General features: G+C 64.4%; 18 protein-coding genes. 11 read left to right on the forward strand and 7 right to left on the reverse strand.

What is annotated here, in order from left to right:
• Positions 1–441 precede the first annotated feature (441 nt).
• Both KUV74_RS01260 and KUV74_RS01265 read left to right on the forward strand, forming a co-directional pair.
• On the forward strand, positions 442–906 hold the full coding sequence (locus KUV74_RS01260) for a (2Fe-2S)-binding protein (protein WP_222515451.1): 465 nt from the start codon (positions 442–444) through the stop codon (positions 904–906).
• Positions 903–3,242, forward strand: coding sequence for a xanthine dehydrogenase family protein molybdopterin-binding subunit (locus KUV74_RS01265; RefSeq protein ID WP_222515452.1), 2,340 nt, complete (start codon positions 903–905; stop codon positions 3,240–3,242). Before KUV74_RS01260 ends, KUV74_RS01265 begins: the two co-directional genes overlap by 4 nt.
• A 118-nt stretch (positions 3,243–3,360) precedes the next feature.
• On the opposite strand, the gene KUV74_RS01270 is transcribed toward KUV74_RS01265, so the two are convergent.
• Positions 3,361–4,419 carry a spermidine/putrescine ABC transporter substrate-binding protein gene (locus tag KUV74_RS01270; protein ID WP_222515453.1) on the reverse strand — a complete coding sequence of 353 codons (1,059 nt, stop codon included), beginning with the start codon at positions 4,417–4,419 and terminating at the stop codon, positions 3,361–3,363.
• A 177-nt stretch (positions 4,420–4,596) separates the two neighbouring features.
• Positions 4,597–6,303, reverse strand: coding sequence for a murein L,D-transpeptidase (locus tag KUV74_RS01275; protein WP_261395005.1), 1,707 nt, complete (start codon positions 6,301–6,303; stop codon positions 4,597–4,599).
• A 215-nt stretch (positions 6,304–6,518) separates the two neighbouring features.
• Between KUV74_RS01275 and KUV74_RS01280 the strand changes: the two genes are divergently transcribed.
• The 5 genes from KUV74_RS01280 to KUV74_RS01300 all read left to right on the forward strand — a co-directional run bounded on the left by KUV74_RS01280 (position 6,519) and on the right by KUV74_RS01300 (position 11,361).
• Positions 6,519–7,274, forward strand: coding sequence for a murein L,D-transpeptidase catalytic domain family protein (locus tag KUV74_RS01280; protein ID WP_083970384.1), 756 nt, complete (start codon positions 6,519–6,521; stop codon positions 7,272–7,274).
• 504 nt (positions 7,275–7,778) lie between these two features.
• Positions 7,779–9,128 (forward strand): MFS transporter, encoded by a 1,350-nt coding sequence (locus KUV74_RS01285; protein ID WP_045992599.1) that lies wholly within the window; start codon positions 7,779–7,781, stop codon positions 9,126–9,128.
• A 278-nt stretch (positions 9,129–9,406) separates the two neighbouring features.
• Positions 9,407–10,096, forward strand: coding sequence for an SDR family oxidoreductase (locus tag KUV74_RS01290; RefSeq protein ID WP_045992600.1), 690 nt, complete (start codon positions 9,407–9,409; stop codon positions 10,094–10,096).
• Positions 10,097–10,160: 64 nt separating this feature from the next.
• A complete protein-coding gene (locus tag KUV74_RS01295) occupies positions 10,161–10,640 on the forward strand; it encodes a peroxiredoxin (RefSeq protein ID WP_108131510.1) in 480 nt (159 codons plus the stop codon).
• Positions 10,641–10,923: 283 nt separating this feature from the next.
• Positions 10,924–11,361 carry a GFA family protein gene (locus KUV74_RS01300; protein ID WP_045994383.1) on the forward strand — a complete coding sequence of 146 codons (438 nt, stop codon included), beginning with the start codon at positions 10,924–10,926 and terminating at the stop codon, positions 11,359–11,361.
• Between the two features lie 179 nt (positions 11,362–11,540).
• Here KUV74_RS01300 and KUV74_RS01305 read toward each other — a convergent pair whose 3' ends face one another.
• Entirely contained in the window at positions 11,541–13,097 is a 1,557-nt protein-coding gene (locus tag KUV74_RS01305) for a phospholipase D family protein (protein ID WP_261395006.1), read from the reverse strand.
• A gap of 327 nt (positions 13,098–13,424) precedes the next feature.
• Here KUV74_RS01305 and KUV74_RS01310 point away from each other — a divergent pair, with 327 nt between their 5' ends.
• From KUV74_RS01310 to KUV74_RS01325, 4 genes are read left to right on the forward strand one after another with little or no spacing between them, the layout of a single operon-like run.
• Positions 13,425–13,967, forward strand: coding sequence for a fimbrial protein (locus tag KUV74_RS01310; protein WP_124802530.1), 543 nt, complete (start codon positions 13,425–13,427; stop codon positions 13,965–13,967).
• The gene (locus KUV74_RS01315; protein WP_222515454.1) at positions 13,964–14,755 is read left to right on the forward strand and encodes a molecular chaperone; all 792 of its coding nucleotides are present in this window, start codon (positions 13,964–13,966) and stop codon (positions 14,753–14,755) included. Before KUV74_RS01310 ends, KUV74_RS01315 begins: the two co-directional genes overlap by 4 nt.
• A 9-nt stretch (positions 14,756–14,764) precedes the next feature.
• Positions 14,765–17,374: a fimbria/pilus outer membrane usher protein gene (locus KUV74_RS01320; protein WP_222515455.1), complete on the forward strand. Its 2,610-nt coding sequence runs from the start codon at positions 14,765–14,767 to the stop codon at positions 17,372–17,374.
• A complete protein-coding gene (locus KUV74_RS01325) occupies positions 17,375–18,691 on the forward strand; it encodes a fimbrial protein (protein WP_222515456.1) in 1,317 nt (438 codons plus the stop codon).
• Positions 18,692–18,728: 37 nt separating this feature from the next.
• Here KUV74_RS01325 and KUV74_RS01330 read toward each other — a convergent pair whose 3' ends face one another.
• Genes KUV74_RS01330 through KUV74_RS01345 form a run of 4 tightly spaced genes read right to left on the reverse strand, consistent with a single transcriptional unit; the run spans position 18,729 to position 23,335 of the window.
• Positions 18,729–19,076, reverse strand: coding sequence for a hypothetical protein (locus tag KUV74_RS01330; protein ID WP_124802538.1), 348 nt, complete (start codon positions 19,074–19,076; stop codon positions 18,729–18,731).
• Positions 19,073–20,449, reverse strand: a complete 1,377-nt coding sequence (locus KUV74_RS01335; protein ID WP_124802540.1) for an acyclic terpene utilization AtuA family protein — start codon at positions 20,447–20,449, stop codon at positions 19,073–19,075. Before KUV74_RS01335 ends, KUV74_RS01330 begins: the two co-directional genes overlap by 4 nt.
• Complete coding sequence (locus KUV74_RS01340) at positions 20,446–22,356, reverse strand: TRAP transporter permease (RefSeq protein ID WP_222515457.1); 1,911 nt, start codon at positions 22,354–22,356, stop codon at positions 20,446–20,448. The genes KUV74_RS01335 and KUV74_RS01340 overlap by 4 nt, the downstream gene beginning before the upstream one ends.
• A 13-nt stretch (positions 22,357–22,369) precedes the next feature.
• Positions 22,370–23,335 carry a TAXI family TRAP transporter solute-binding subunit gene (locus tag KUV74_RS01345; RefSeq protein WP_124802544.1) on the reverse strand — a complete coding sequence of 322 codons (966 nt, stop codon included), beginning with the start codon at positions 23,333–23,335 and terminating at the stop codon, positions 22,370–22,372.
• Positions 23,336–23,508: the final 173 nt, after the last annotated feature.

The raw sequence follows: 23,508 nt of genomic DNA on the forward strand, positions 1-23,508 counted from the left end.
CCCGCCTTCGGGTGGCGTGTCCCTTGTCTTTTCTCCTCTCCTGTCTCTTCTCCCCACCTGTCGATTTTCTGCCAGTCGCATTGTTACCGATCTTGCGCTCGCGCATTTCTTTGGCCCCTTCTCCCCGCTGGCGTTTTCGGTCGGCAGAGCCGAGGCCGTGCTACGGCACTCGCACACCTAAGTACGCTTAGCCAAGGGCGCCGACTTCGGCCCAAAGTGGAACAATAAGTTGCAGGTAAATTGCCTATGATCAGCTGCAGGGGCAAAGCCTCGACCGTGACACGCCAAGGCAACGGCAAGCATGGCGACAACGACCAGTGCAGTGCCAGTGAAGAGCGCAGCGATATCGCAAGCGCATCGACATTAAAGAGCACAGCGCCAACAAAGAGCACAGCGCCAACAAAGAGCGCATCGACAACAACAAGCACCAGGAGGTGAACGGTGATAACCCTGACGATCAACGACCAGCAGCATGAACTGGACGTGCCCGAGCAGATGCCGCTGCTGTGGGCGCTGCGCGATGTGGTGAATCTGACCGGCACCAAGTTTGGCTGCGGCATGGGGCTGTGTGGCGCCTGCACCGTTCACCTGGACGGCGCCGCCGTGCGCTCCTGCGTCACGCCGGTAGCGGCGGCGGCGGGCAAGCGCGTGACCACCATCGAGGCCATGGCCACCGACGCTGTCGGCAGCAAGGTGCAGGAGGCATGGCTGGATATCGGCGTGGCCCAGTGCGGCTACTGCCAGGCCGGCCAGATCATGAGCGCGACCGCCTTCCTCAAGGACAACGCCAACCCCAGCGACGATGACATCGCCAGCGCCATGGGGGGCAACATCTGCCGCTGCGGCACCTACAACCGGATCCGTACCGCGATCCATCGTGCAGCCGGACAGGAGGAGCAGGCATGAACCGTACCGTCGATACGCTGCTGCTGGCCAACGTCAGCCGCAGACGCTTTCTCCAGGGACTGGCCGCCGGCAGCGCGCTGGTAGTGGCCGCCCGCTGGGACCTGGCCGCCGCCGCCGAGGACAAGCAGTACGGCGCCGCCGGCATGGCCTACGGCTGGGTCGACAATCCAAACGTGTTCATCCAGATCGACGAGGACGGCAGCGTCACCGTGACCAACCATCGCGCCGAGATGGGCCAGGGCATCCGTACCAGCCTGGTGATGGTGGCCGCCGATGAGCTGGGTGCCGACTGGAGCAAGGTCAAGGCTACCCAGGCACCGGGGGATTCCGACACCTACGGCAACCAGGACACCGACGGCTCGCGCAGCATGCGCCACTGGTTCGATCCCATGCGGCGGGCCGCCGCGTCGGCCCGTCGGATGCTGGAACAGGCCGCCGCCCAGCGCTGGGACGTACCTGTGGACGAATGCCAGGCCGGCGTCCACGTCATCGTCCACACGCCTAGCGGGCGCGAACTCGGCTTCGGCGAGCTGGCGGCGGCGGCCAGGGAGCTCGATATCCCCTCCCGAGACACCCTCTCGCTCAAGCCAGAAAGCGAATGGCGACTGATCGGCAAGTCCCTCGGCCCCAGCCACGACAGTGATACCGGCAACCTCGAGCGCGCCCCGGCGGTGGACGGTGAGGATATTGTCAGCGGCAAGGCCATCTACGGCGGCGACATGCGCCTGCCGGACATGGCCTACGCGGTGATCGCGCGCCCCGATGTGCTGGGTGCAAGCGTCGCCAGCGTCGATGACAGCGAGACGCTCAAGATTCCCGGGGTGATCAAGACCGTCAGGCTCGAGGGCACCTCCCAGCCGTCGTCGTTCCACCCGCTCGGCGGCGTGGGGGTGATCGCCGACAACACCTGGGCGGCCATCGAAGGACGCAAGGCGCTCAAGATCCAGTGGAATACCGAAGGGCTCGACGCCAACGCCGGCTACGACACCAAAAGCTACCGCGAGATGCTCGAGCAGCGCGCCGATTCCCCCGGCAAGGTGCTCAGAGCCAGCGGCGATATCGAGGCGGCGCTGGCCGACGCCGAGTCCCGCCACAGCGCCACCTACTACATGCCTCACCTGGCCCATGCCACCATGGAACCACCGGTGGCCATCGCCCGGGTGAGCGCAGACGGTGCCGAGACCTGGGCGCCGGTGCAGGACCCGCAGAGCGCCCGCGACCAGGTCGCCGAGCAGCTCGGCATCGACGGCGCCAGCGTCAAGGTCAACCAGACGCTGCTGGGCGGCGGCTTCGGGCGCAAGGCCAAGCCTGACTTCGTGGTGGAGGCGGCGCACCTGAGTCGTGCCCTCGACGGCCGCCCGGTGCAGCTTCAATGGACCCGCGAGGACGACCTTCACCACACCTACTTCCACGCGCTGTCGGTGGACCGCCTGGAAGCCGGTCTTGGCAGCGACGGCAAGGTCCAGGGCTGGCGTCATCGCACCCTGGCGCCGACCATCATGTCGATCTTCCAGGACGACCCCAAATACAAGGCGACCTATGAACTCGGCATGGGCCTGACGCCCCTGCCCTTCGACATTCCCGCGCTATCGCTGGAAAACGGCGAGGCCCCGGCGCACAAGCGCATCGGCTGGTTCCGCTCGGTGGTCAACCTGCCCCACGCCTTTGCCATCCAGAGCTTCGTTGCCGAGCTCGCCGCAGCCGCCGGACGCGATCATCGCGACTACCTGCTGGAACTTCTGGGGCCGGCGCGCGAGATCGACCCGCTGGCCGTCGGCGCCACCTGGAACTACGGCGAGGACCCGGAGCGCTATACCATCGATGTCGGACGCCTGCGTGGCGTCGTCGAGCGGGCGACCGAGGAAGCCGACTGGGGCAAGTCGTTGCCCGAAGGCCGCGGCCAGGGCCTGGCGGTGCATCACAGCTTCTGCTCCTACACCGCCATCGTGCTGGACGTGGAGGTCAACGATCAGGGCAGTGTGATCGTCCACCAGGCGGACGTGGCCTTCGACTGCGGCCCCAGGGTCAACCCCGAGCGCATCCGTGCCCAGATGGAGGGCTCGGTGGTGATGGGCATCGGCATCGGCCTGCTGAACGAGATCAGCGCAAGCGGCGGTCGCATCGAACAGGACAACTTCCACCAGTACCTGCTGCCACGCCAGGCCAACGCCCCGCGTGAGGTGCGTGTCCATCTGGTAGACAATCCCGATGCGCCGATGGGCGGCGTGGGTGAGCCAGGGCTTCCCCCGGTGGCGCCGGCCCTGACCAACGCCATCTTCGCCGCCACCGGCAAGCGCATCCGGGAGCTGCCGGTGGGCAACCAGCTGAAGGGCTGACATCCACCGAGGTGAGCCCCCTTGCGCGGTGACGTCCGCGCAAAAGCGAGCGGCCAGGCTACCCTGAAAGGGTCGCCTGGCCGCTTTTTTACCGCCATTCCTTGACCGGACGGCTACCTCAACGTGAGCGCACCTCGGTCCATAGCTGCTGCAGCATGGTCAGCGAGTCCCCCTCGATCAGCGGCGTGGTCACCAGGTGACCGCTGGTCTCGGGATCGAGCCTGGAGGCCTCTCGCAGCGCCTCGTCGACCATCGGCAGGGCAGCCTCGTTGGGGGTTCTGTAGTAGGCATAGTTCGCCGCTTTGGCGGCATTTTCCGGACGCATCATGAAGCTGATGAAGTCCTGGGCCAGCTGCGGATGGGGGGCTCTCGCCGGCACCACGAAGGTATCCATGCCGAGCTGGGCGCCTTCCTCGGGGGCGAAGAAGGCCAGATCACCATAGATCTCGGGGGAATCGGCCTTGCGGTAGTCCACGTCGCCGCTGTAGGTCACCGCCACTGCACTGACGCCTCGTGCCACCTGCTCCACCGCCGCGGTACTGTCGACGAAACCGGTGAAGTTGCCCCGTTCCAGGGTCTGGCTGACCAGCTTGGCGGCGTTGATCCAGGCCTCCTGACCGACGCAGTCGAACCCAGCTCCCTGGTAGGCACAGGCCATGCCGAGTGATACCTGGGGATCGCCACCCAGCAGCGCGAAGGGCTGGTCGGGATTGATCTCGGGGTCGAACAGCACGCTCCAGGAGTGCGGCAGCTCGGCGAAGGTGTTGGTGTCGTAGACGATACCGGTAACGCCCCACAGGTAGGGCACGCTGTAGCGCTCTTCGGGGTCATAGGGCGGCTGGCGGAAGGCTTCCATCAGATCCTCTCGCCCCTGCTGGATGCGCGGGTCGTCGAGCTCCCTCACCAGGCCGGCGTCGATCAGCCGGGTGACGTAGTAGTCGGTGGGCACCACCACGTCGTATTGAGCGTCACCACCGGCGGCCAGCTTGGAGAACATCTCGGCGTTTGAGGTGAAGTAGTTCTGCACCACCTCCACCCCGAACTCCTGCTCGAAGGCCTCGACCAGCGCCGGGTCCATGTACTCGGTCCAGTTGAACAGAAACAGCTTGTCGTCATCCTGCGCCCAGACACCGGTACTGACCATGCCCAGTGCTGCCACCGCCATCCATCGTTGCATGACTTCGCCTCATTCCATGTCGTTGTTGTTTGATCTTGTCCGAAAAGCGCTTGGTTCGCAGGCAAATAATGCGCCAGCCAGACAGCGTTGTACAACGCGAAACTGACAGGTCCGCCCCTCCCCCTCACAAGGCACGACGCCGCTTGCAAGAGCGGCGTCGTGGATACTCCAGGCCTGTTACAGGATGACGGGGGCATCCAGCGCCGTTACCACCGCCTGGTCGCGGTCGTAGATATCGGGACGGAAGGCCAGGTGGCCGTCGGTCTCGGGTTGCACCGTCCAGTAGTTGAGCACCACCGGAATGCGCCGATCCAGACGCACGTTGCGGGTCTTGCCGTCGTTGATCAGGCGGCCAACGTTGGCAGAGGTGTCCGAGTCGTCGAACAACAGCTGGGCCAGCTCCGCCACCCCTTCCACGCGGATACAGCCTGAGCTCAGCGCACGCTGAGTACGGTTGAACAGCCCTCGCGACGGGGTGTCGTGCAGGTAGACCAGGTGGTCATTGGGAAAACGGATCACGACCCTCCCCAAGGGGTTGCGAGGCCCGGCCCCCTGGCGCAGCATCACCCCGCCGGGGCTCGACCAGTTGACCGAATAGGGATCAACGCGCTTGCCGGAGGGTGATAACGCCACCATGTCACGGCTGGCCAGATACCCCGGATCGCGCTTCACTCGAGGCAGAATGTCCTCACGATAGATCGTGGGTGGCACCGTCCAGGTGGGGTTGAGGGTCAGGTGGGTAATCTCCGAACGCAATGTCGGCGTGCGCCGGTAGGGTTGGCCGACGACGATACGTGAGCGCCAGACGTCGCCGTCGGGGCGGAAGTAGCTGAGCCGATAACCGGCGATATCGACCAGCACGAAAGACTCCGGCAGGCCATGCAGCAGCCAGCGGGCACGCTCCAGGTTGGCGCGGATCTGATCGATGCGAAAGCCCACCGGAAGATTGAGCGCGCTCTGGGTATTGGGTCCGACCACCCCATCGTCGGCGAGCAGGTGGCGGCGCTGAAAACGGCGTACCGCCTCGGCCAGGGTGCTGTCGTACACCTCGGCTTCGGGGGCCTCGAGTTCCACGTGCGGGTAGTGGCCGGTGTCGGCGGACATCACTTCCAGTTCACCGATCATCGCCAGGCGCTGTCGCAACAGCGCGACGTCGGTGTCCTGATCGCCGGGACGCAGCGGCGTCTCGCGACTCGGCAGCAGTGGCCAGCCCCCCAGACGTTCGATGTTGCGATAGCGTGCCAGGGCGGCCCTCAGCTGACGATACGGCTCGAAAGGAGGCCGTGCCAGCGCCAGCGCAGCCTCGACATCGCCGTCGTCCAGGGCACGCGACAACGCCACCAGGTCGAACGTCGGTGGCGCAATATCAACCTCCCAGTCACTGTCGATGCGGTGCGGATCCACCTTGCCACGTTGCAGATGGGCCATGGCGGTCAGCAGCGTTTCGGTGGCCTCGAGCTCGAAGCCTCCGGGGGTCTCGAGATTGGCCCCTCTGGCCCGGCCAAGCAGCGCGTCGGGCGCGTAGTCCGAGGGTGAGAGCCCATCCTCCTCGAGCGTCCTGAGTCCGTCGGCCAGGGCCTCCACGCGGCCCATGTCGGTCCACACCGGACGCTGGCCACGCAGACTGTAGAATCGCTGCGCCATCTCGGAGGCGCCGACCAACTCGTTGGCCAGGGGACCCGGCACGACCCCGTCGAGATCCTGAAGGTTCTGCTCGACGCTGGCATCGCTGGCAAGCCCCTGGCCGTTGGCGCCCTCGCCACTGACGTCGCTTCCATCGCTTGCCGTTGCCCCCCAGACCGGGGTAACCAGCAGACCATAACAAAGCGCTACAGCGACACCCCTCCTTGGCATGAGTCGCAATAGAACATTTGGGCTAAACATGGCATCTACTCCCTGCAACATGACGTCAATACTGGCCATCCTGGGCGGTATTGTCATAATAGAGTCGTCGGTATCGGGTTCCGCCGAGCCGACCTGATTTTTCTAGCGTGCGCGAAGATCATGTTTCTCCGCTCTTTGTATTAGCGTATCGCGTTATTTGATCTTGCGTAACGCCTGTTCGCGTATCCGCGACATCACCGACAGGAAGCCTAGAGATGTCACGAAGCTCCTCTCATGACAATGCATCACCTCGTCTCTCGATTTTTCGTTACCTCTTATTATTGACCCTAAGTGCCTTTTTTGCGGCGCCTGTTCTCGCTCAGGACTTTCTCAGGACATCCGTCAGGGCGAATGCGCCGTCAGCCACATCGCTCGAACAGACCCTGGCCCGCCTCGCCCCCAAGGCCAACCCGGGGGTACTGCGCCTGGCCGCACGGGCGCTCAACTGCGCCGACCCCGGCGCCGAGCGCCTGGCGGTCATCGACTTTTCCCTGCCTTCAACCGAACGCCGCTTGTGGGTCTTCGACCTGCGCCAGCCCAGGCTGATGTTTCGCGAATGGGTGAGCCACGGCAAGAACTCCGGCGACGCCATGGCCACGCTGTTCTCCAACGTGCCCGAGAGCTACCAGTCGAGCATCGGACTGTTTCGCACCAAGAACAGCTATGTAGGCAGCAACGGCTATTCCCTGCGACTCGAGGGTCTGGAGCCGGGGGTCAACGACAACGCCTTCGATCGCGCCATCGTGATGCACGGTGCGGACTACGTCAGCCAGGAGTTCATCGACCGTACCGGACGCATCGGCCGCAGCCACGGCTGTCCGGCGGTACGTACCGAGGTGGCGGTACCCTTGATCAACAGCATTCGCGACAATCAGTACCTGTTCACCTACTACCCGGACCAGCGTTGGCTCAACAATTCGGCCTTTCTGCGCTGTCCGAACAGCAGTGAGCGCCTGGCCCTCAACGACTGAGTCCGTCGCTTGAGGTTCCAGCGTCGGCGTCACCCGCCAGCGGCGGGTGACGCCTCCTCCTTGTTCTCTTTTTGTTCGCAGCTCTGTTCGCACATCTTCTTGAGTCGTTCTCCTTTCTCTTTCTCTCCCTTCTCTCTCCCTCTGCCTTCTCTCTTCCTGCTCCTTCTCTCTCTTCCTGCTCCTTCTCTCTCTTCCTGCTCCTTCTCTCTTCGCTACTCTCCTCTACCTTCTCCCTTTGGCACCAAGTCGGCGCACAGGGGCGGTGTCGAGTGCACAATGATGCAGCGCAATGATGCGATCCTACTGAAGTGCTATTCCGCATAAAAACCACAAGGCGTTGATATAACAAGGTTTCAATAAAAACAGGCATCCCGCTTGCTTGGTAGTGGTTAGCGAGAGCCAGACGTAGACCAGGCCCCAGCGGTACGAGTGCGTCGGACCCGACCTTCAATGGCGAAGGCCACACAAGTTCGAGTGTTCGTCCACCCAGCGAGGGCTGTGTTCATGAATCTGCGCAACAAGGCCAACAGGATTCGCCTGTTTTCCTTCTCGACTCCCCAGATGCGAGCCTTTCACTTCTCCTGGTTCGCCTTCCACCTGTGCTTCTTCGGCTGGTTCGGCATCGCGCCATTGATGGCCGTGGTCAGAGATGACCTCGGACTGACCAAGACCCAGATCGGCAACACCATCATCGCCTCGGTGGCCATCACGGTAATCGTGCGTCTGGCCATCGGCGTCCTGTGTGACCGTATCGGGCCGCGCCTGGCCTACACCTGGCTGCTGTGCCTGGGCGCCATCCCGGTGATGAGCATCGGTTTCGCCGACAGCTTCGAGTCCTTTCTGATGGCCCGCCTGGCCATCGGCGCGATCGGCGCCTCCTTCGTCATCACCCAGTACCACACCTCGGTGATGTTCGCGCCCAATGTGGTGGGTACGGCCAACGCCACCTCCGCCGGCTGGGGCAACCTGGGCGGTGGCACTACCCAGATCCTGATGCCGTTGATCTTTTCTGGCCTGTTGATGCTGGGCGTCAGCGAGACCCTGGGCTGGCGCCTGGCCATGGTGGTCCCAGGTGTGGTGATGTTCATTGCTGGTCTGTGCTACTACCGCTTCACCCAGGACGCGCCCGACGGCAACTTCAAGGACCTGCGTGCACGCGGCGAGCTGCCGGAAGCCTCCGGCGAAGGCTCCATGTCCAGCACCTTCGGCGCCGCCGCCCGGGATATCCGCGTGTGGGCGCTGTTCGTGGTCTATGCCGCCTGTTTCGGCGTCGAACTCACCATCAACAACATCGCCGCCATCTACTTCTTCGACAACTTCGACCTGACCCTGGCCACCGCCGGCATGATCGCCGGACTGTTCGGCCTGATGAACCTGTTCGCTCGCACCATGGGCGGGGTCTTCTCTGACCTGTTCGCCCGCAACGCCGGGCTCAAGGGTCGCGTACGCTGGCTGTTCATCGCCATGCTGTGTGAGGGCGTGGCACTGATGTTCTTCTCCCAGATGCACGTACTGGCGCTGGCCATCGGCCTGATGCTGGTGTTCAGTCTGTTCGTGCAAATGGCCGAAGGCGCCACCTTCGGCGTGGTGCCCTTCATCAACCGTCGCGCCCTCGGCGCGGTGGCCGGTATCGTCGGCGCCGGCGGCAACGCCGGTGCGGTGGCGGCGGGATTCCTGTTCCGTTCCGAATCGATCAGCTACCAGCAGGGGCTGTTCTACCTGGGCGCGGCGGTGATCCTGGCCTCGCTGTGCGCGCTGCTGGTGCGCTTCAGCCCCGAGGTCGAAGCCGAAGAAGCCGCCGCCTACGAACAGGCTGCCTCAGGCGAGACAAGGGGCGCGCTGTCGCTGCGCTGAGTCCGCTGTTGCGACCCCTGGCAAGACGACCTGGGCCCGGCATCCTGCCGGGCCTTCTCGTATCGGGCCCAGCCTGACGAGCCCCTCCCGTGCAGGTCCGTCCGCCAATATCCGACAGGACTCATCCTTTTCTGCTACCCGATATCCGGGAAAAGATGCCCCTTGAAAGTCGCAGACGCCGCCCGAAGGATTGCAACAAAGGCAATGGACGAGCATGCTGAATCAATCATACAGAGATAGCCCGTCAAGCCCCGTCACCGAGAGACCAGGAGGAAGCGATGCGAGAACGAGTGTTGCTGATCACCGGAGCGTCAAGCGGCATCGGGGCCGCCACGGCCAGGGCGGCCGCTCGAGAGGGCTATCACCTCGTCCTGGCGGCCCGTTCGAAGGACGGACTCGAGGCCCTGGCTCAGGAGCTGGGACCGGAGAACGTGCTGACGGTCGGCGTCGACGTGACCGACATCGAGGCCCAGAAGACCATGGTGGACGAGACCCTCGAGCGCTTTGGTCGTCTCGACGCGGTGTTCGCCAACGCCGGACGTGGTGGCTCTCCCGGCGGCTTCAGCGAGGCCGACCCGGAAAGCTGGAAGTCGATGCTGATGACCAATGTGTACGGGTTGGGGCTGACCATCCAGGCCTGCCTGCCAGAGCTCAGGCGTAGCCACGGACACATCCTGCTGACCGGCTCGGCAGCGGGGCGCACCACCATCCCCGGCTCCATGTACGGTGCCACCAAGTGGGCGGTCTCCGGCATCGGCTACAACCTGCGCGAGGAACTGCGCGGCAGCGGGATCCGAGTCACGCTCATCGAGCCCGGCATGGTCAACACCCCCTTCTTCGATGAACCACCGGAACATGCTCTGGAAGATCGCGACGTCGCCAACGCCGTGATGTACGCCATCTCCCAGCCTCACCATGTCGACGTCAACGAGATTCTGGTGCGTCCCACGCCACCGCTGGAAGAGTGAGCGTCTTCACTCTTCGGACACCACCATCACCGACGCGATTTCACCACACCCTGATGGAGACCTCATGACCATTGCTACCGGCGAACGCCTGCCCGACGTGACCCTCTTTACCAACGGCGACAAGGGTCCAGAGTCACTGACCACCGACGCCTTCTTTTCGGGACGCAAGGTGGTGCTGTTCGCTGTCCCCGGCGCCTTCACTCCAGGCTGTTCCAACACCCATATGCCCGGCTTCGTGGTCAACGCCGACAAGCTGCTGGAAAAGGCTGACGCGGTCGCCTGTCTGGCGGTCAACGACGCCTTCGTCATGGGCGCCTGGCAGAAGGACCAGAACGCCGAAGCGATCACCATGCTGGCCGACGGTAACGCCGATTTCACCCGAGCCATCGGCATGGACAAGGATGCCAGTACCGCAGGCATGGGCGTGCGCAGCCTGCGCTACGCGATGATCGTCAACGACGGCGTGGTCGAGTATCTGGGCGTCGACACCGAACGCGGCGTGATCGAGGCGTCCAGTGCCGAGACGGTACTGGCCAGGCTCTAAGGCTTGTACGAAAAGTGCCTGCGCTCGGTAATACGGCGTTAAAAACCGGCTGGTGCGCCAGCCCGGTCAACATGCTCATTTACACCCGGTAAACTGCGCTTTCTCACCGATTTTTGCCTTGTCTAACCATCGCTCGCTGGCTCTTCGTATAAAGCCTGGCGCTGCAAGCGGGGGCTGACGCCCCCGCCTTCAAGCCCCCGCCTTCACCCCCTTCTTCAAGGCGGTCATCCAGCACAGTTCTGCTAGTCTTGGGGAGTAGCCCCCACTGACGAGAGCACGGTCCATGAACGCGACAGCAGACCAGGCCATGCGCCTGAGCGGTACCTGCCTGTGCGGTGCGGTGACACTCAAGGTAGCACTTGAACAGCAGAGCGTCGGCGCCTGCCACTGCCAGATGTGTCGAACCTGGGGCGGCGGCCCGCTGTTGGCACTGGAGTCGGTCAGTCAGCTGACGCTCGAAGGCGAAGAGGCTGTCACCTTCTATTCATCGTCCGACTGGGCCGAGCGTGCCTTCTGTCGCCACTGCGGCACCCACCTGTTCTACCGATTGAAGAACGGCGAGCACACTTCGGTGCCCGTTGGCCTGATCGACAGCGGAGAAGCCTGGCGGTTCGACCTCCAGATCTTCATCGACGAGAAGCCCCACTGGTACCACTTCGGCAACGACACCCGCAATCTGACAGGCCAGGAACTGTTCGAGGCGTTTTCCAAGGACACCTGAGACTGGCTCCTGCCAGGCCCTTGGCCAGCGTTGGTGACTTTCGCCACTTGCGTCAGAGCCCGTCCTGTTCCCCCAGATAACACCAGGACGGCCAGCGCAATGCTGGCCGTCCTGTCTTTGTATCGAGCCGTGTCGAGCCGAGTCTTGTCCTGGCATCTCGGCACTTGCCGCTCGGGACGCTAAAGCATCCACTCCACCGGCAGCACCGAGATCAAGGTTACCGCCGCCCGGCGGAAGATGCCCACGTTGGGCTCGCCGTCGTACTGCACTACCCCTTGCGGCGTGCGCTCCAGCCAGATCATGCTGCCGTCTTCGTCCAGCTTGACCTCGTAGGCGTTGTCGAGCACGTCGGTATTGAACACCCGCTGCATTTCCTGAGCGAGCTCCGGACTCTCGATGATAAAGCCGAGTTCGGTATTCAGTCGCGCCGAGCGTGGGTCGAAATTGAACGAGCCGACGAACAGCCGATCGCCGTCCACGGCGAAGGTCTTGGCGTGCAGGCTGGCACCCGAGCTGCCGAAGGGGCCGGCAGATTCGCTGCGCCCCGGCGCATCTGGCGCCCGCTTGAGCTCGAACAACCGGACGCCAGCCTCCAACAGCTCGCGTCGCCGCTTGGCGTAGCCGGCGTGCACCGCGGCCACATCGGTCGCCTCCAGTGCGTTGGTCAGAATGGTCACCTCCACGCCGCGCGCCTCTAGATCGGCGAACATGCGAGTGCCCTTCTCTACCGGCACAAAATACGGCGACACCAGATGCACGCTGTCCCGGGGCGGCCCCAGCAGGCCACGTATGCGTCCGGTCAGCAGGTCTTCATCGGCGGCCAGCCCCAGGCCCTTGGCCGGATCGTCGCTGACCATTCTGGTGTTGGCCCAGACCAGCTCAAGGCTACCGTCCTCGATCGACTCGATGAACTGGCTTTCGTCCAGCGCCTGCCGGTACTCCAGCGAATCAGGGGTACGGACGATTTCCGCCGAGGCCTGCTCGAAGCGTGCCAGCCCCTGGCGCCCCGCCGAGTCGAGCACCCGACTGGCCGGGTAGGAGGACTGGCTGGCCCAGTACAGATCGAAGTCTTCAGAGACCTGCTCGACCACCGGCCCCACGGCGACGACATCGAGATCGGCGAACATCACGTTGTCGCCGGCGCCGAAATACTCGTCGCCGATATTGCGCCCGCCGATGATGGTGGCCTGGTTGTCCACCGTCAGTGACTTGTTGTGCATGCGCCGATTGGCCCGGGAAAAGTCGGTCAGGTAGCCGATAAACCGCGGTGAGCGCACCACGAAGGGATTGAACAGGCGTATCTCGATATTGGGGTGAGCATCCAGCGCTGCCAGCTTATCATCGAGCCCTGCAGTGTTGGTGTCATCGAGCAGCATGCGGACGCGCACGCCACGATTGGCGGCGTCCAGCATGGCCTGATACAGCATCGAGCCGGTGATGTCGTCGTGCCAGATGTAATACTGGACATCGAGGGTCCGCTCTGCCGCTTCCGCCAGCAACAGTCGTGCGGCAAAGGCGTCGTGGGGATTGCGCAGAGTATGGATACCACTCTTGCCGGGATGGGCACCCACATAGGGTGCCAGCATCTCGCCGAGCGCCGTGTCGCGGGCCTGCTCCAGCGTCAGATGCTGTGTCTGGCTACGCCCTTCCAGGGAGGGCAGGCCGCTGCATCCAGTTAACAACACGGCCACCGATAGCCACAGGGCAAGCATCAGCGGTTTTCCGATAACGGGCATTCGAGAGTTCCATTCGTCGCTGGGTTGGCCGTTACAGCATAGCGAAGTTGCAGAAGAACCACCGCAAGGCTTTTTCTCATCGCCGGCCTCCTCGGCCGCCCCCTCGATCAACCTCTCGAATGCCCTCTCGATGCCACCCCCACGCGGCCACCGTTGCCACCCGAACGCCATATTGACCACAACGAGCGCTTGCAGCCTTCGTTCGTCGCTGCACTGATTTACGTCAAATCTAATTTTACTTTTTCTAATAGCCTTTCCCCGATCCCCTCACGCAGGCCTTCTCCACCGCCGTGAAAAGCCGACTGCCCCGAACAAGAGGAAACCACGATGCCCGTCCGTCACTTCTCCATCGCCCGGCTGAGCCTTGTCGCTCTGTTGCTTGCCGGCACCTCGACCCAGGCCGCCGACGGTACCATCAGTTTCACCGGCGAAATCGTCGCGGCCAACTGCACCATACCGACGGCGGCCACTACCGTGACGCTACCCAAGGTGTCCACCAGCGCCTTCGGTGCCTCCGGCACCCGAGCTGGCCAGAAGGCCTTCCAGCTCGTGCTGAAATGCGCCGCCGGCACCACTGGCCGCAACAAGGTCTCGGTGCGCTTTACCGGAGATGACACCCAGGTGGATCCGGTCACCGGGCTGTTCCTGCTCACCAGCGACAGCACCGCCAAGGACGTGGGGATCGCCGTCTACGATGCCAACGACGATTGGGTCAAGGCGGCCGACAACGACAGCACCCCGCCGGTGGACATCGTGGCAGGCGATGACACGACGGTCATTTCCCTGAGCGCCTGGTACCAGTCCACCGCCGCCACGGTAACCGCCGGCACCGTCAAGGCCAGCGGCAATATCGAGATTGTCTACCAATGACCGCGATAGAAGGCCCCGGCGCCTCGCCCTTTGCCATGCGGGCGTGGCAGCGACTGGTGATACACGCCCTCGGCCTGGGTCTGAGTCTGTGTCTTGCGCTCATGATCGCGGCGTTGCCAGGCCACAAGGCCGAGGCCAGCATCACCATCAATGGCACCCGCGTCATCTATCAGGAGGCCCAGCGGGAGCAGACGCTCCGGCTGGAAAACCAGGATAGTGTCCCGGTGCTGGTCCAGGCCTGGGCCGACCGCCACGCCGGAGGGCGCCCGGCGCGGGACGCCGAGTCGCCATTTCTGGTGACGCCATCGGTATTCCGTCTCGACCCCGGTGAGAGTCAGACCCTGCGTATCCTGCGCATTCGCGACGTGCAAAGGTCCGACCAGGAGTCGCTCTACTGGCTCAACATCAAGGAGGTGCCACCGCTACCCCAGGGGACCACCAACCGACTGCAGCTAGGCATCCTGACACGCCTGAAACTGTTCTATCGTCCGACGGGCCTCGCCGGTGAACCCGGCGACGCCATCGCCAATCTTCAGTGGCATCTGGCGCCTGGCCCCGACCTGCGCCTGGTGTGCGACAACCCCTCGAACTACCACGTGTCGTTGATCGGCGGTGCCTGGCGGCAGTTCAGCGACCACGATGATCTTTCCCTCGACATGCTGGCTCCGCACAGCGAGGCAAGCTGGTCACTGCAGACGAGGCCTGCGCTAGGGTCGTCACTGTGGTACCGGGCGATCAACGACTACGGCGCCGTCGTGGTGCGCGAGGCCATCCCGGACACCGAATGAACCGACGACATGGCACTACCGTCTACCGAGTCGACGCCGCTGGCCGCTGCCAGACATCCTCCCCCCTGCCGGTGGTGCTTCACCGCCGGGCGCTACCGGTGGCGAGCGGCATTGGTGGTCGCGGCTGCTGTGGTGGCGACGGTAACTGGGCCACGGCCGGTCCAGGCCGACGAGGTGACCTTCGACCCAGCCTTCCTCGAAGACGCCAGTCTCGACATGCGTCGCTTCTCCCGACCGGACTACGTGCTACCAGGCGACTATCTGGTCGATCTGACCCTCAACCAGACGCCGCTGGGACGCTATCCGCTACGTGTCGAGGACATCCCGGACGGAACACAGCAACTTACCCTGCCCTTGGACGCCTGGTTGGCCGCACGCCTTGAGCCGGCCCTCGAACAGGAAGTGCGACATAGCTGCCGGCTGGACGCCAACTGCTTTCTGGGGGTGGACGCCGCCCTGCCCGGCGCCAGCCTGGATCTCGACATCGGTGACCTGCGTGCCCACCTCAGCGTGCCCCAGGCGTTGCTTCATCGGCTGCCTCGTGGCCAGGTCGACAGCGCGCGCTGGGAGCCCGGCACCACCGCCCTGCTGGCCAACTATCAAGTGAACGGTTATCGCTCGAGCACCGACGAAGGGCACTATCAAAGTGCCTTTCTCGGCACGACGCTCGGCGCCAACCTTGGCCTGTGGCAGTTTCGCAGCAGCCTCAACGTTTCCCGCAGCGATGACGGCGACGTCGACTGGGACAGCCTTCATCACTACGTTCAGCGGCCCCTGCCGGACCAGGGCTTGCTGCTGCGGGCCGGCGAGATCAACACCCGAGGGGACTTCTTCGATTCGCTGGCGCTGCGCGGGGTTACGCTACGCACAGAGACCCGCATGCTGCCCGACAGTCGACGTGGCTACGCTCCCGTGGTCCGCGGCAGCGCCAGAACCCAGGCGCATGTCACCATCTCCCAGCAGGGACGGCGTCTGCTCGAGACCAGCGTGCCTCCCGGCCCCTTCGAGATCGACGACCTCTATCCCACCGGCTACGGGGGCGATCTTGAGGTGAAAGTCACCGAGGCCGATGGACGCGTCGAGCGTTACAGCGTGCCCTACGCTGCCGTCCCGGGCCTGCTGAGACCGGGGCAATCGCGCCTCACGCTGGCCGCCGGTCAGTACCATGCCAAAGGCCTCGATGACCCTCCCTCACTGCTGGAGGCCGGCTATCGACGGGGGCTCGGCAACGCCATCACCGCCTACGGCGGCGCCCAGCTCAGTGAACACTATTGGTCTCCACTGATCGGCGCCGCCTTCAATACCCCCGCGGGGGCCATTGCTGTCGATGCCCAGTACGCCCATGCCGACCTTCCCCAGGGAGGGCGCAACGGCTGGAGTCTCGAGGCCTCCTACAGCCGCCACCTGCAATCCACCGATACCGACATCAATCTGGCGGCATATCGCTACTCGACCACGGGGTTCGTGTCGCTGGCCGACGCCGCCTGGATTGCCGACGCTGACGACGACGGCACTCAGGCAGACGAAGGATACGTAGACAACAGCACGACCATCGATCAACGCAGTCGTCTGCAGCTCAATCTGAGCCAGCCCCTCGGGCCACGTACACGCATCTCCGCAACCGGCAGCCTGGCGGACTACTGGCATCGCGGCGGCACCGAGTCGTCCTACCAGCTGAGTCTGAGTCACCGCATCGGGCGCGTCAGCCTGGCCCTCAACCTGTCGCGCACCGACAACCGCGAAGGAGAGGCCGAGCACCGGGCGCTGGTATCGCTGACGCTGCCACTGTCCAACGCGTCCTTCGCCCCACGTCTGGGTGTCTCCGCCAGTCGTGACAGCCGCCATCATGACGATGCCCACCTCGACCTCACCGGCACCCTGGACGACGAACGCGAGCTGTCCTACGGGCTATTCGCCAATCAGACCCGCGGCCCGAAGGAGCGCTACCGCTCCTATGGGCTCAACCTGTCGAGCGGAACCTCCGTCGGCCGCTTCACCGCGGCAGGCTCGAAAAGCGACGACTACCGGCAACTTTCCATCGGCGCCAGCGGCGCCGTGCTGGTACACCGCCACGGCGTGACCTTCGGCCAGAGCACCAGCGATACCGTAGGCCTGGTCAGCGCCCCGGGGGGCGCCGGCGCTCGCGTCACCAACGCCGCCAACCTGACCCTCGACGATGACGGCGAGGCATTGGTCCCCTATTTGACGGCCTACCACGACAACGCGGTCCAGCTGGACCCGCGCGGCGCCGCCACCTCGGTGGAATTTCAGCGGACTTCGATCGATGTCGCGCCCTATGCCGGCGCGGTGGTGCCACTGCGCTTCGCCACTCGAACCGGGCTGCCGGTGGTGATCGTGCTGGAGCAGAACGGCCGGGGCGTACCGCTGGGCGCCGAAGTCAGCGCCACCGACGGAGGCAAGCTGGGGGTGGTCGGCGCCGGCGGCATGCTGCTACTGCGCGATCTGACGCCCGGTACCTCGCTCCAGGTGACGCTGGGGGGCGAACGACGTTGCTGGGCACGTCCTGTCTGGACGCCTCCGACGGACAGCGACGAGATACCGATCGTCACCAGCCCCTGCCAGCCGACACCACCGAAAGACCTGCTGGAGACAACGTGAATGCGCACCATCGGCTTGAAGACCCGCAGCGCGAGCGCTCCGCTGCGTTTCGCCGTCAGACTTCTCGGCTTGCTGCTGTCGATCGCCGCACTGCTGTCGGTGACCTCGGTGGAGGCCAACTGCGGACGTATCAACCCACCATGGAGTGACAAGCCTCTGACGGTAAATTTTGGCGCCGAGATCGTGCTCGACGAAAACGTGGCCGTCGGCACGCCCATCGCCACGGCGGTCATCCCCGGCAGCCAGCTCTATGCGATCAAAGGAGGCTGGGTCGCTACCTGCAACAATCAGGACGACGCGATCAAGTACTGGTGGCTCGAGCAGCACTACTCCCAGTCCAGCGGCTACTTCCCGGTCCCCGGCATCAGCGTGGACAGCGCCGACGGGCGCGTCTACATCATGCAGGACAGCGGTAGCCGCAATCCCTACGGCGGCGGGGGCAGCGGCAGCGTCGGCTATACCACCGAATTGCTGGTCAACGGCAACGCCCATGCGTTCTCCTGGGTCTCCGCTTCCCCCAACAAGAACCTTCCGCCGATCGGCGAGGAGATCCACGGCATCCCCTGCCGCGACGCCCTGCTGGGGACGGGTGCCGCCGAGGGTTACCCCCCCTTGATAGAAATCAACTGCCCCATCGGCGACTACGCCGTCAACTGGCGCCAGCTTCCTCCCTTCCAGATCAAGGTCACGCTCTACCGCATGGCCGGTTCCCCCGGCACCAGCGGTGTACAGCTTCAGAACAACAACAACGCCGGCTTCAGCCTGTTCTCGTTGCTGAACAGCCAGGGCACGCCCTCCGGGGCCAACCACGAACTATTCAATCTGGTCAGGCTGCAGCTGGCCCAGAGTACACGGGTTAGAATCAATCCCTGCCATGGCATCAACAATGTCTCGGTGTCACTGGGAGAGGTGGGCAGCCATCGCTTCACCACCCTGGGCCAGCCCGCCACGGGCGTCGCCGACACCCCGGTGCACGTCACCGCCTGGTGTCACACCGACGGCGACATCAAGTGGGCCGTGCTGGGCAAGGCGGCGGCCTACGATCCCGGCGGGAATCAGGGCATTCTGGCCTTGGACAACGAAGAGCAAAGCGCCAGCGGCGTGGGTATCCAGCTGATCCACACAGGTAGCCTGGCGCCACTGCCGATCACCCCCGAAGGCAGCGCCTTCGATGCCTACCGCTGGATCGACACCAACCTTCATGCGCAGGGCGGCAACATCTTGATGCTCGACTTTCTGGCCCGCTACGTGAAGACCGGCACCGTCACGCCAGGTACCGCCAACGGCCATGCCACTCTGGTGCTGTCGCCTAAATGACAGCACCAGCCTCGAGCCCCATGCCTGACACCTTGTTCTAGACACTATCCAGTGACATCGACAGCAACAGAAAGGACAGCGTCTTGCCGTGACCATCCAGGTTCAGCGCGCCATTGACGCCACCCTGGAGCACGTCATCAAGGACCAGGTTCATCCCGCCCAGCGCAGGCATCAGATAACGTTGCACGCGTGTTACCCCTCGATGGGCGAACATGGCCTTGACCCTGTCCTCGGTCACCAATGACACCAACCGCTCATAGTCGTCGTGCCGATAGGCAAACAGTGCAATGTTCAGACGATCACCCTTGTCACCGGCCCGGGCGTGGGCAATATCGTGCAGCCGCTCTGGTGCAGCACGCCTCGCAGCATTGCTCTCCTGACTCATGCCGGTTCTCCTCGGGTTGCAGACTTGAGCCTCGCGCCGGCCACGATATCCTCGCGCCGCACCAGATAGGATGAGCTGAGCAAGCGACGCTGGAACTGCCGCCGTACCCCTCCGCCACCCGCAGGTCCTGCGCAGTAGAGTGCCAGCAGCTCCTGGGTGGCACGCTCGACCCAACGCTTCTTCGGGTGCTCTACCGCCAAACGCAGGCGGTAGTCGCCATCACGGTTTCCCGACCCCGTCAGTTGGCCGGCGTCATCATTGAAGACGCTGAGGTGCCCGATGATGTCGAAACGCGCCTTGAGATCCGGTGGAGCACGGAAGCTCAGACGCTCACGCAGCACATCGGCGGCCAACCTGGCTCGTTCCAGCGCATTGGGGCCGGCGTAGGAAATTTCCGCCTCTCCCTGCCAGCCGGCATCGTGGCATACGGTGGTCTTCAATCGGTCGGGGGCAGGCTTGCCTCGGATACCGGTCACCGCCACCCTGTCGATACCGACCTGCTCAAGACGCACGCTTGTCAGGTCCACCACCACATCGGGCGTCAGATAGGCGCTGGGGTCATGGACCTCGTAGAGCAACTGTTCCTTGACCGTCTCGATCGTGACCAGGCCACCGGTCCCCGGCGGCTTGGTCACCACCAGGGTGCCATCCGCCTCGACTTCGATGATCGGATAGCCAAGCCGCGCCATGTCCGGGACGTCCTTGAACCCGGGATCGGCGAAATACCCACCACTGACCTGCGAACCGCACTCGCCGAGGTGCCCCGCCATGGTACCTGCCGCCAGCAGGTCCCAGTCGTCCCACGACCAACCGAAATGCTTGATCAGAGGGGCCAGAAACAGCGCCGGATCGGCCACCCGGCCGGCGACCACGACCTCGGCGCCGAGCTCGAGCGCCTCCACCAGCGGCGCCGCACCAAGATAGACGTTGGCCGACACCAGGGCTCCTGCTTCGGGCAGGTCTCTGGATTCGGCCTCCCAGCGTGTCAGGTCGAGCGCCTCCAGCCGGTCACGGACGTCATCGCCAAATACCTCCGCCACCTCCAGCGCCCCCAGCTCCAGCCGTCGCGCCAGAGTGTGCACACGACAGCAGGCGCTGGCCGGGTCGGCGGCGCCGAAGTTGCCGAGAATCGCGATGCCATTGTCCTGGCAGGTGGCGAGAACCGGCTCGAGCAATTCTTCGATCAACGGCTCGTAGCCTCCTTCGGGATCGTCACGCAGACGCCGGTGAGCCCCCGCCAAGGTGCGTTCCCCCAGGGTCTCGAAGACCAGTGCGCAGGGTTCTCCGCGCCGGGCCAGTTCCGCCACCACGGCGATCGCGGCATCGGTACGATCACCGGAAAAGCCCGCACCGCTACCAAGTAGAAAGCTCATCGGGTGATCTCCTCCGAGTGGGTTTTGGCGCCGACAACCGATTCATGGGCGCTATCGAGCCTGCCCAGTTGGCGACGCCTGGAGACGAACATCGCGAACACGCCCACCAGCGCCGCCAGGGTGGATAGCCAGCCAGGGGTCAGCGCCAGGGCAATGAGGGCCACCAGCGCCAGGATATCCAGCCACGGCCGGCCGGTGAAGGCGGCGCGAGACATCAAGGAAGCGAAGGCCAGCACGAAGACCACTCCCTGGCTCGCCGCCAACAGGATGTCGATGCCATCGCCAAAGCCGGCCAGGGCCGGATATACCAGCAGCAGGAAGGGAATCACGTAGATCGCCGCCGCCAGGCGAACGGCTTCCACCGCGGACTTCAGCCAAGGTGTATTGGCGATGCCGGAGGCGACGAAGACGGCGACACAGACCGGCGGTGTGATCACCGACAGGGTGGCGTAGTAGAACACGAACAGATGGGCGATCAGCGGGTCCACGTCGATACTGGTCAGGGCCGGTGCCAGCACCGAGGCCACCAGCACGTAGGCGGCGGTGGTCGGGATCCCCATGCCGAGGATCAGACACACCAGCGCCACGATCAAGGCCACGATCATGGTGGACTGGCCTACGTCGACGATCAGGCTGGTCAGGGTCACGCCGATGCCGGTCATGCCGATCATCGCCACCAGAATCTGGGCACCTGCCAATAGCACGCCAATGATCACCATGCCGCGACCGGCGTCTTCGAGACCGGCGAACAGGGTGTTGACGATGTCTCGCGGCGAGCGCCGTGCCAGCACGGCGAACAGCACGAAGGTGATCACCGTCATGGCGATACCGTAGAAGGCCGCAGTCTGGATCGACTTGCCACTCAGCACGCCGGCGAACAGACCGCCGAGAGCAGCGAGGATCGGGATCAGACGTGACGCTCGCAGCACCTCAGACCAGGCCGGCAGGTCTTCGGCAGGCACCACCCTTAGCCCGCGACGTCGCGCGACCAGATGGATGGTCATGAACACGCCCAGGTAGAACAGTACCGCCGGCAACAGCGCCGCCAGAGCGATGCGCAGGTAACTTTCGCCCAGTATCTCGGCCATGATAAAGGCCGCAGCGCCGAGAATCGGCGGGGCCACCTGGCCTCCGGTGGAGGCCACCGCCTCGACCCCAGCCGCGAAGGGGCGCGGATAGTCCAGGCGCTTCATCATCGGGATGGTGAAATTGCCGGTGGTGGCGACGTTGGCCACCGCACTGCCGCTGACCATGCCGAACAACCCCGAGGCCACGGTGGCCACCTTGGCCGCCCCACCCGGAGAGCGCCCGCTGATACGCAGGGCGATATCCATGAAGGTGTTGCCACCCCCGGTATGCAGCAGTAGCCCCCCAAACATGACGAAGGCCGCGATGGTGGTGGCTGCCACTCCTACCAGCATGCCCCAGACCCCGAGATCCCCCAGATAGAGCGTCTCGGTGATGTAGAAGACATCGAAGCCTCGATGGCCCAGCGGCCCGGGAATGGCAGCACCGAGCCAGGCGTAGGCCAGGCCGCCGAGCACCAGCAACGGGAAGATCGCGCCGATCGCCCGACGCGACAGCTCCAGTACGGTCACCACCAGCACAGCGCACAGCGCCATGTCGCGTGGTGTGGCCCAGGGCAGTTCGGTCAGAATCCGCTGCTGGTTCAGCGCCACGTAGACGCACGCCACCACCACCCCCAGGGCCAGCAGAACGTCGACCACGCCACCGATGCGCCGCCAGGACGTGCCCCGACCCAGGGGATAAAGCGTCAAGCCGAGCAGCAGCACCAGTGTCAGGAAGAGACTGCGCTGGACCAGGCTTTCGAAGGCGCCGAACGCCGAGGTATAGAGGATCAGGGCGCCCAGCGACAACGCCAGGCCCCGGGAAAGCAGTGTCAGCATGGGACGGCCTCGATCAGTCGGCGGGGGTCAGCGCTTCGGGAATCGCGTGCCCTTGCTCTTCGTAGTAGCGAGCGGCACCGGCGTGCAACGGCACGCTACCGACCGTCAGGGTCATCTGCGCCATATCGGCACCTTCCAGAGCGCCAAAGGCGTTGACCTGAGGCTCGGGGTTCTCCATCACCGCCTTGACGATCTCATAGGCGGTCTGCTCGTCCAGTGACGGAGAGGCATGGACCGCGACGCCAAACGCCCAGGTGGTGTAACCAGGAATGTCTTCAGCAGCACCCGCCGGGATATCCACCACCGCCAGTTCCGGCATCTGTTCGCGCAGTGTGTCGGCCTGGGCTTGATCAAGCGACAGCACGGCGACGTCGGTGAAGGTCGCGATATCCAGGCTGGAACCGTCCAGGCGTTCGCCGACGCCAGACTTTACGTAGCCGGCGATGCGCCCATCCTTGATCGAGTCCACCACGTCGCTGGTGGACCCACGAACATAGTCTGGCTCGATGCCGAGGGTGGCGAATACCGCCTCGGAGGTCGCCTCGGTGGACGATCCGGTAATCCCCGGGTTCAAGCGAACGCCGTCCAGACCGGCGAGATCCTCGACGCCGGCGTCCTGGCGCATCACCACGTTCTGGGGCGCCACGGTGTAGACCCACAACAGACGGGTATCGACCGGCCGAGAGGCGTACTCGCCGGTGCCGGAATAGGCCTGATAGCCGGTGTTGGTCGTGACCAGCCCCATGTCGACCTGATCGCGGCTCAGGCGACGCAAGTTGTCGACCGTGGCGCCGGTCTCGGCCACCGAGGAACTGACGCCCTCCAGGTGCTCGTTGATGATCTGGTTGACGGCAACAAAGTAGCCGTAATGGCTTGAGGAACTGGACGTGGAGCCGATCAGCAATCGGTCCTGGGCGTAGACGGAGGATGTGGCGATCATCGCGGCGGCGGCCGCGCACAGGGTCACTCGGCGGTTCATGGCGTTCTCCAGCCCTTCAAAGGGCATGTTGTTGTTGACCGTGTTGCAGGGCTCGCGGAACCGAACAGTGGACCGGCGCTGTGGACCAACGCCGCCACGAGCCATTCGCCTGTCTCTGTGGGAAGGCGACACCCTGAGCATGGTCCCGACACCACCTTTTGACTATTGAATAG

The organism is Halomonas sp. DP1Y21-3 (genome assembly GCF_019801245.1).
Taxonomy (GTDB): domain Bacteria; phylum Pseudomonadota; class Gammaproteobacteria; order Pseudomonadales; family Halomonadaceae; genus Halomonas; species Halomonas litopenaei.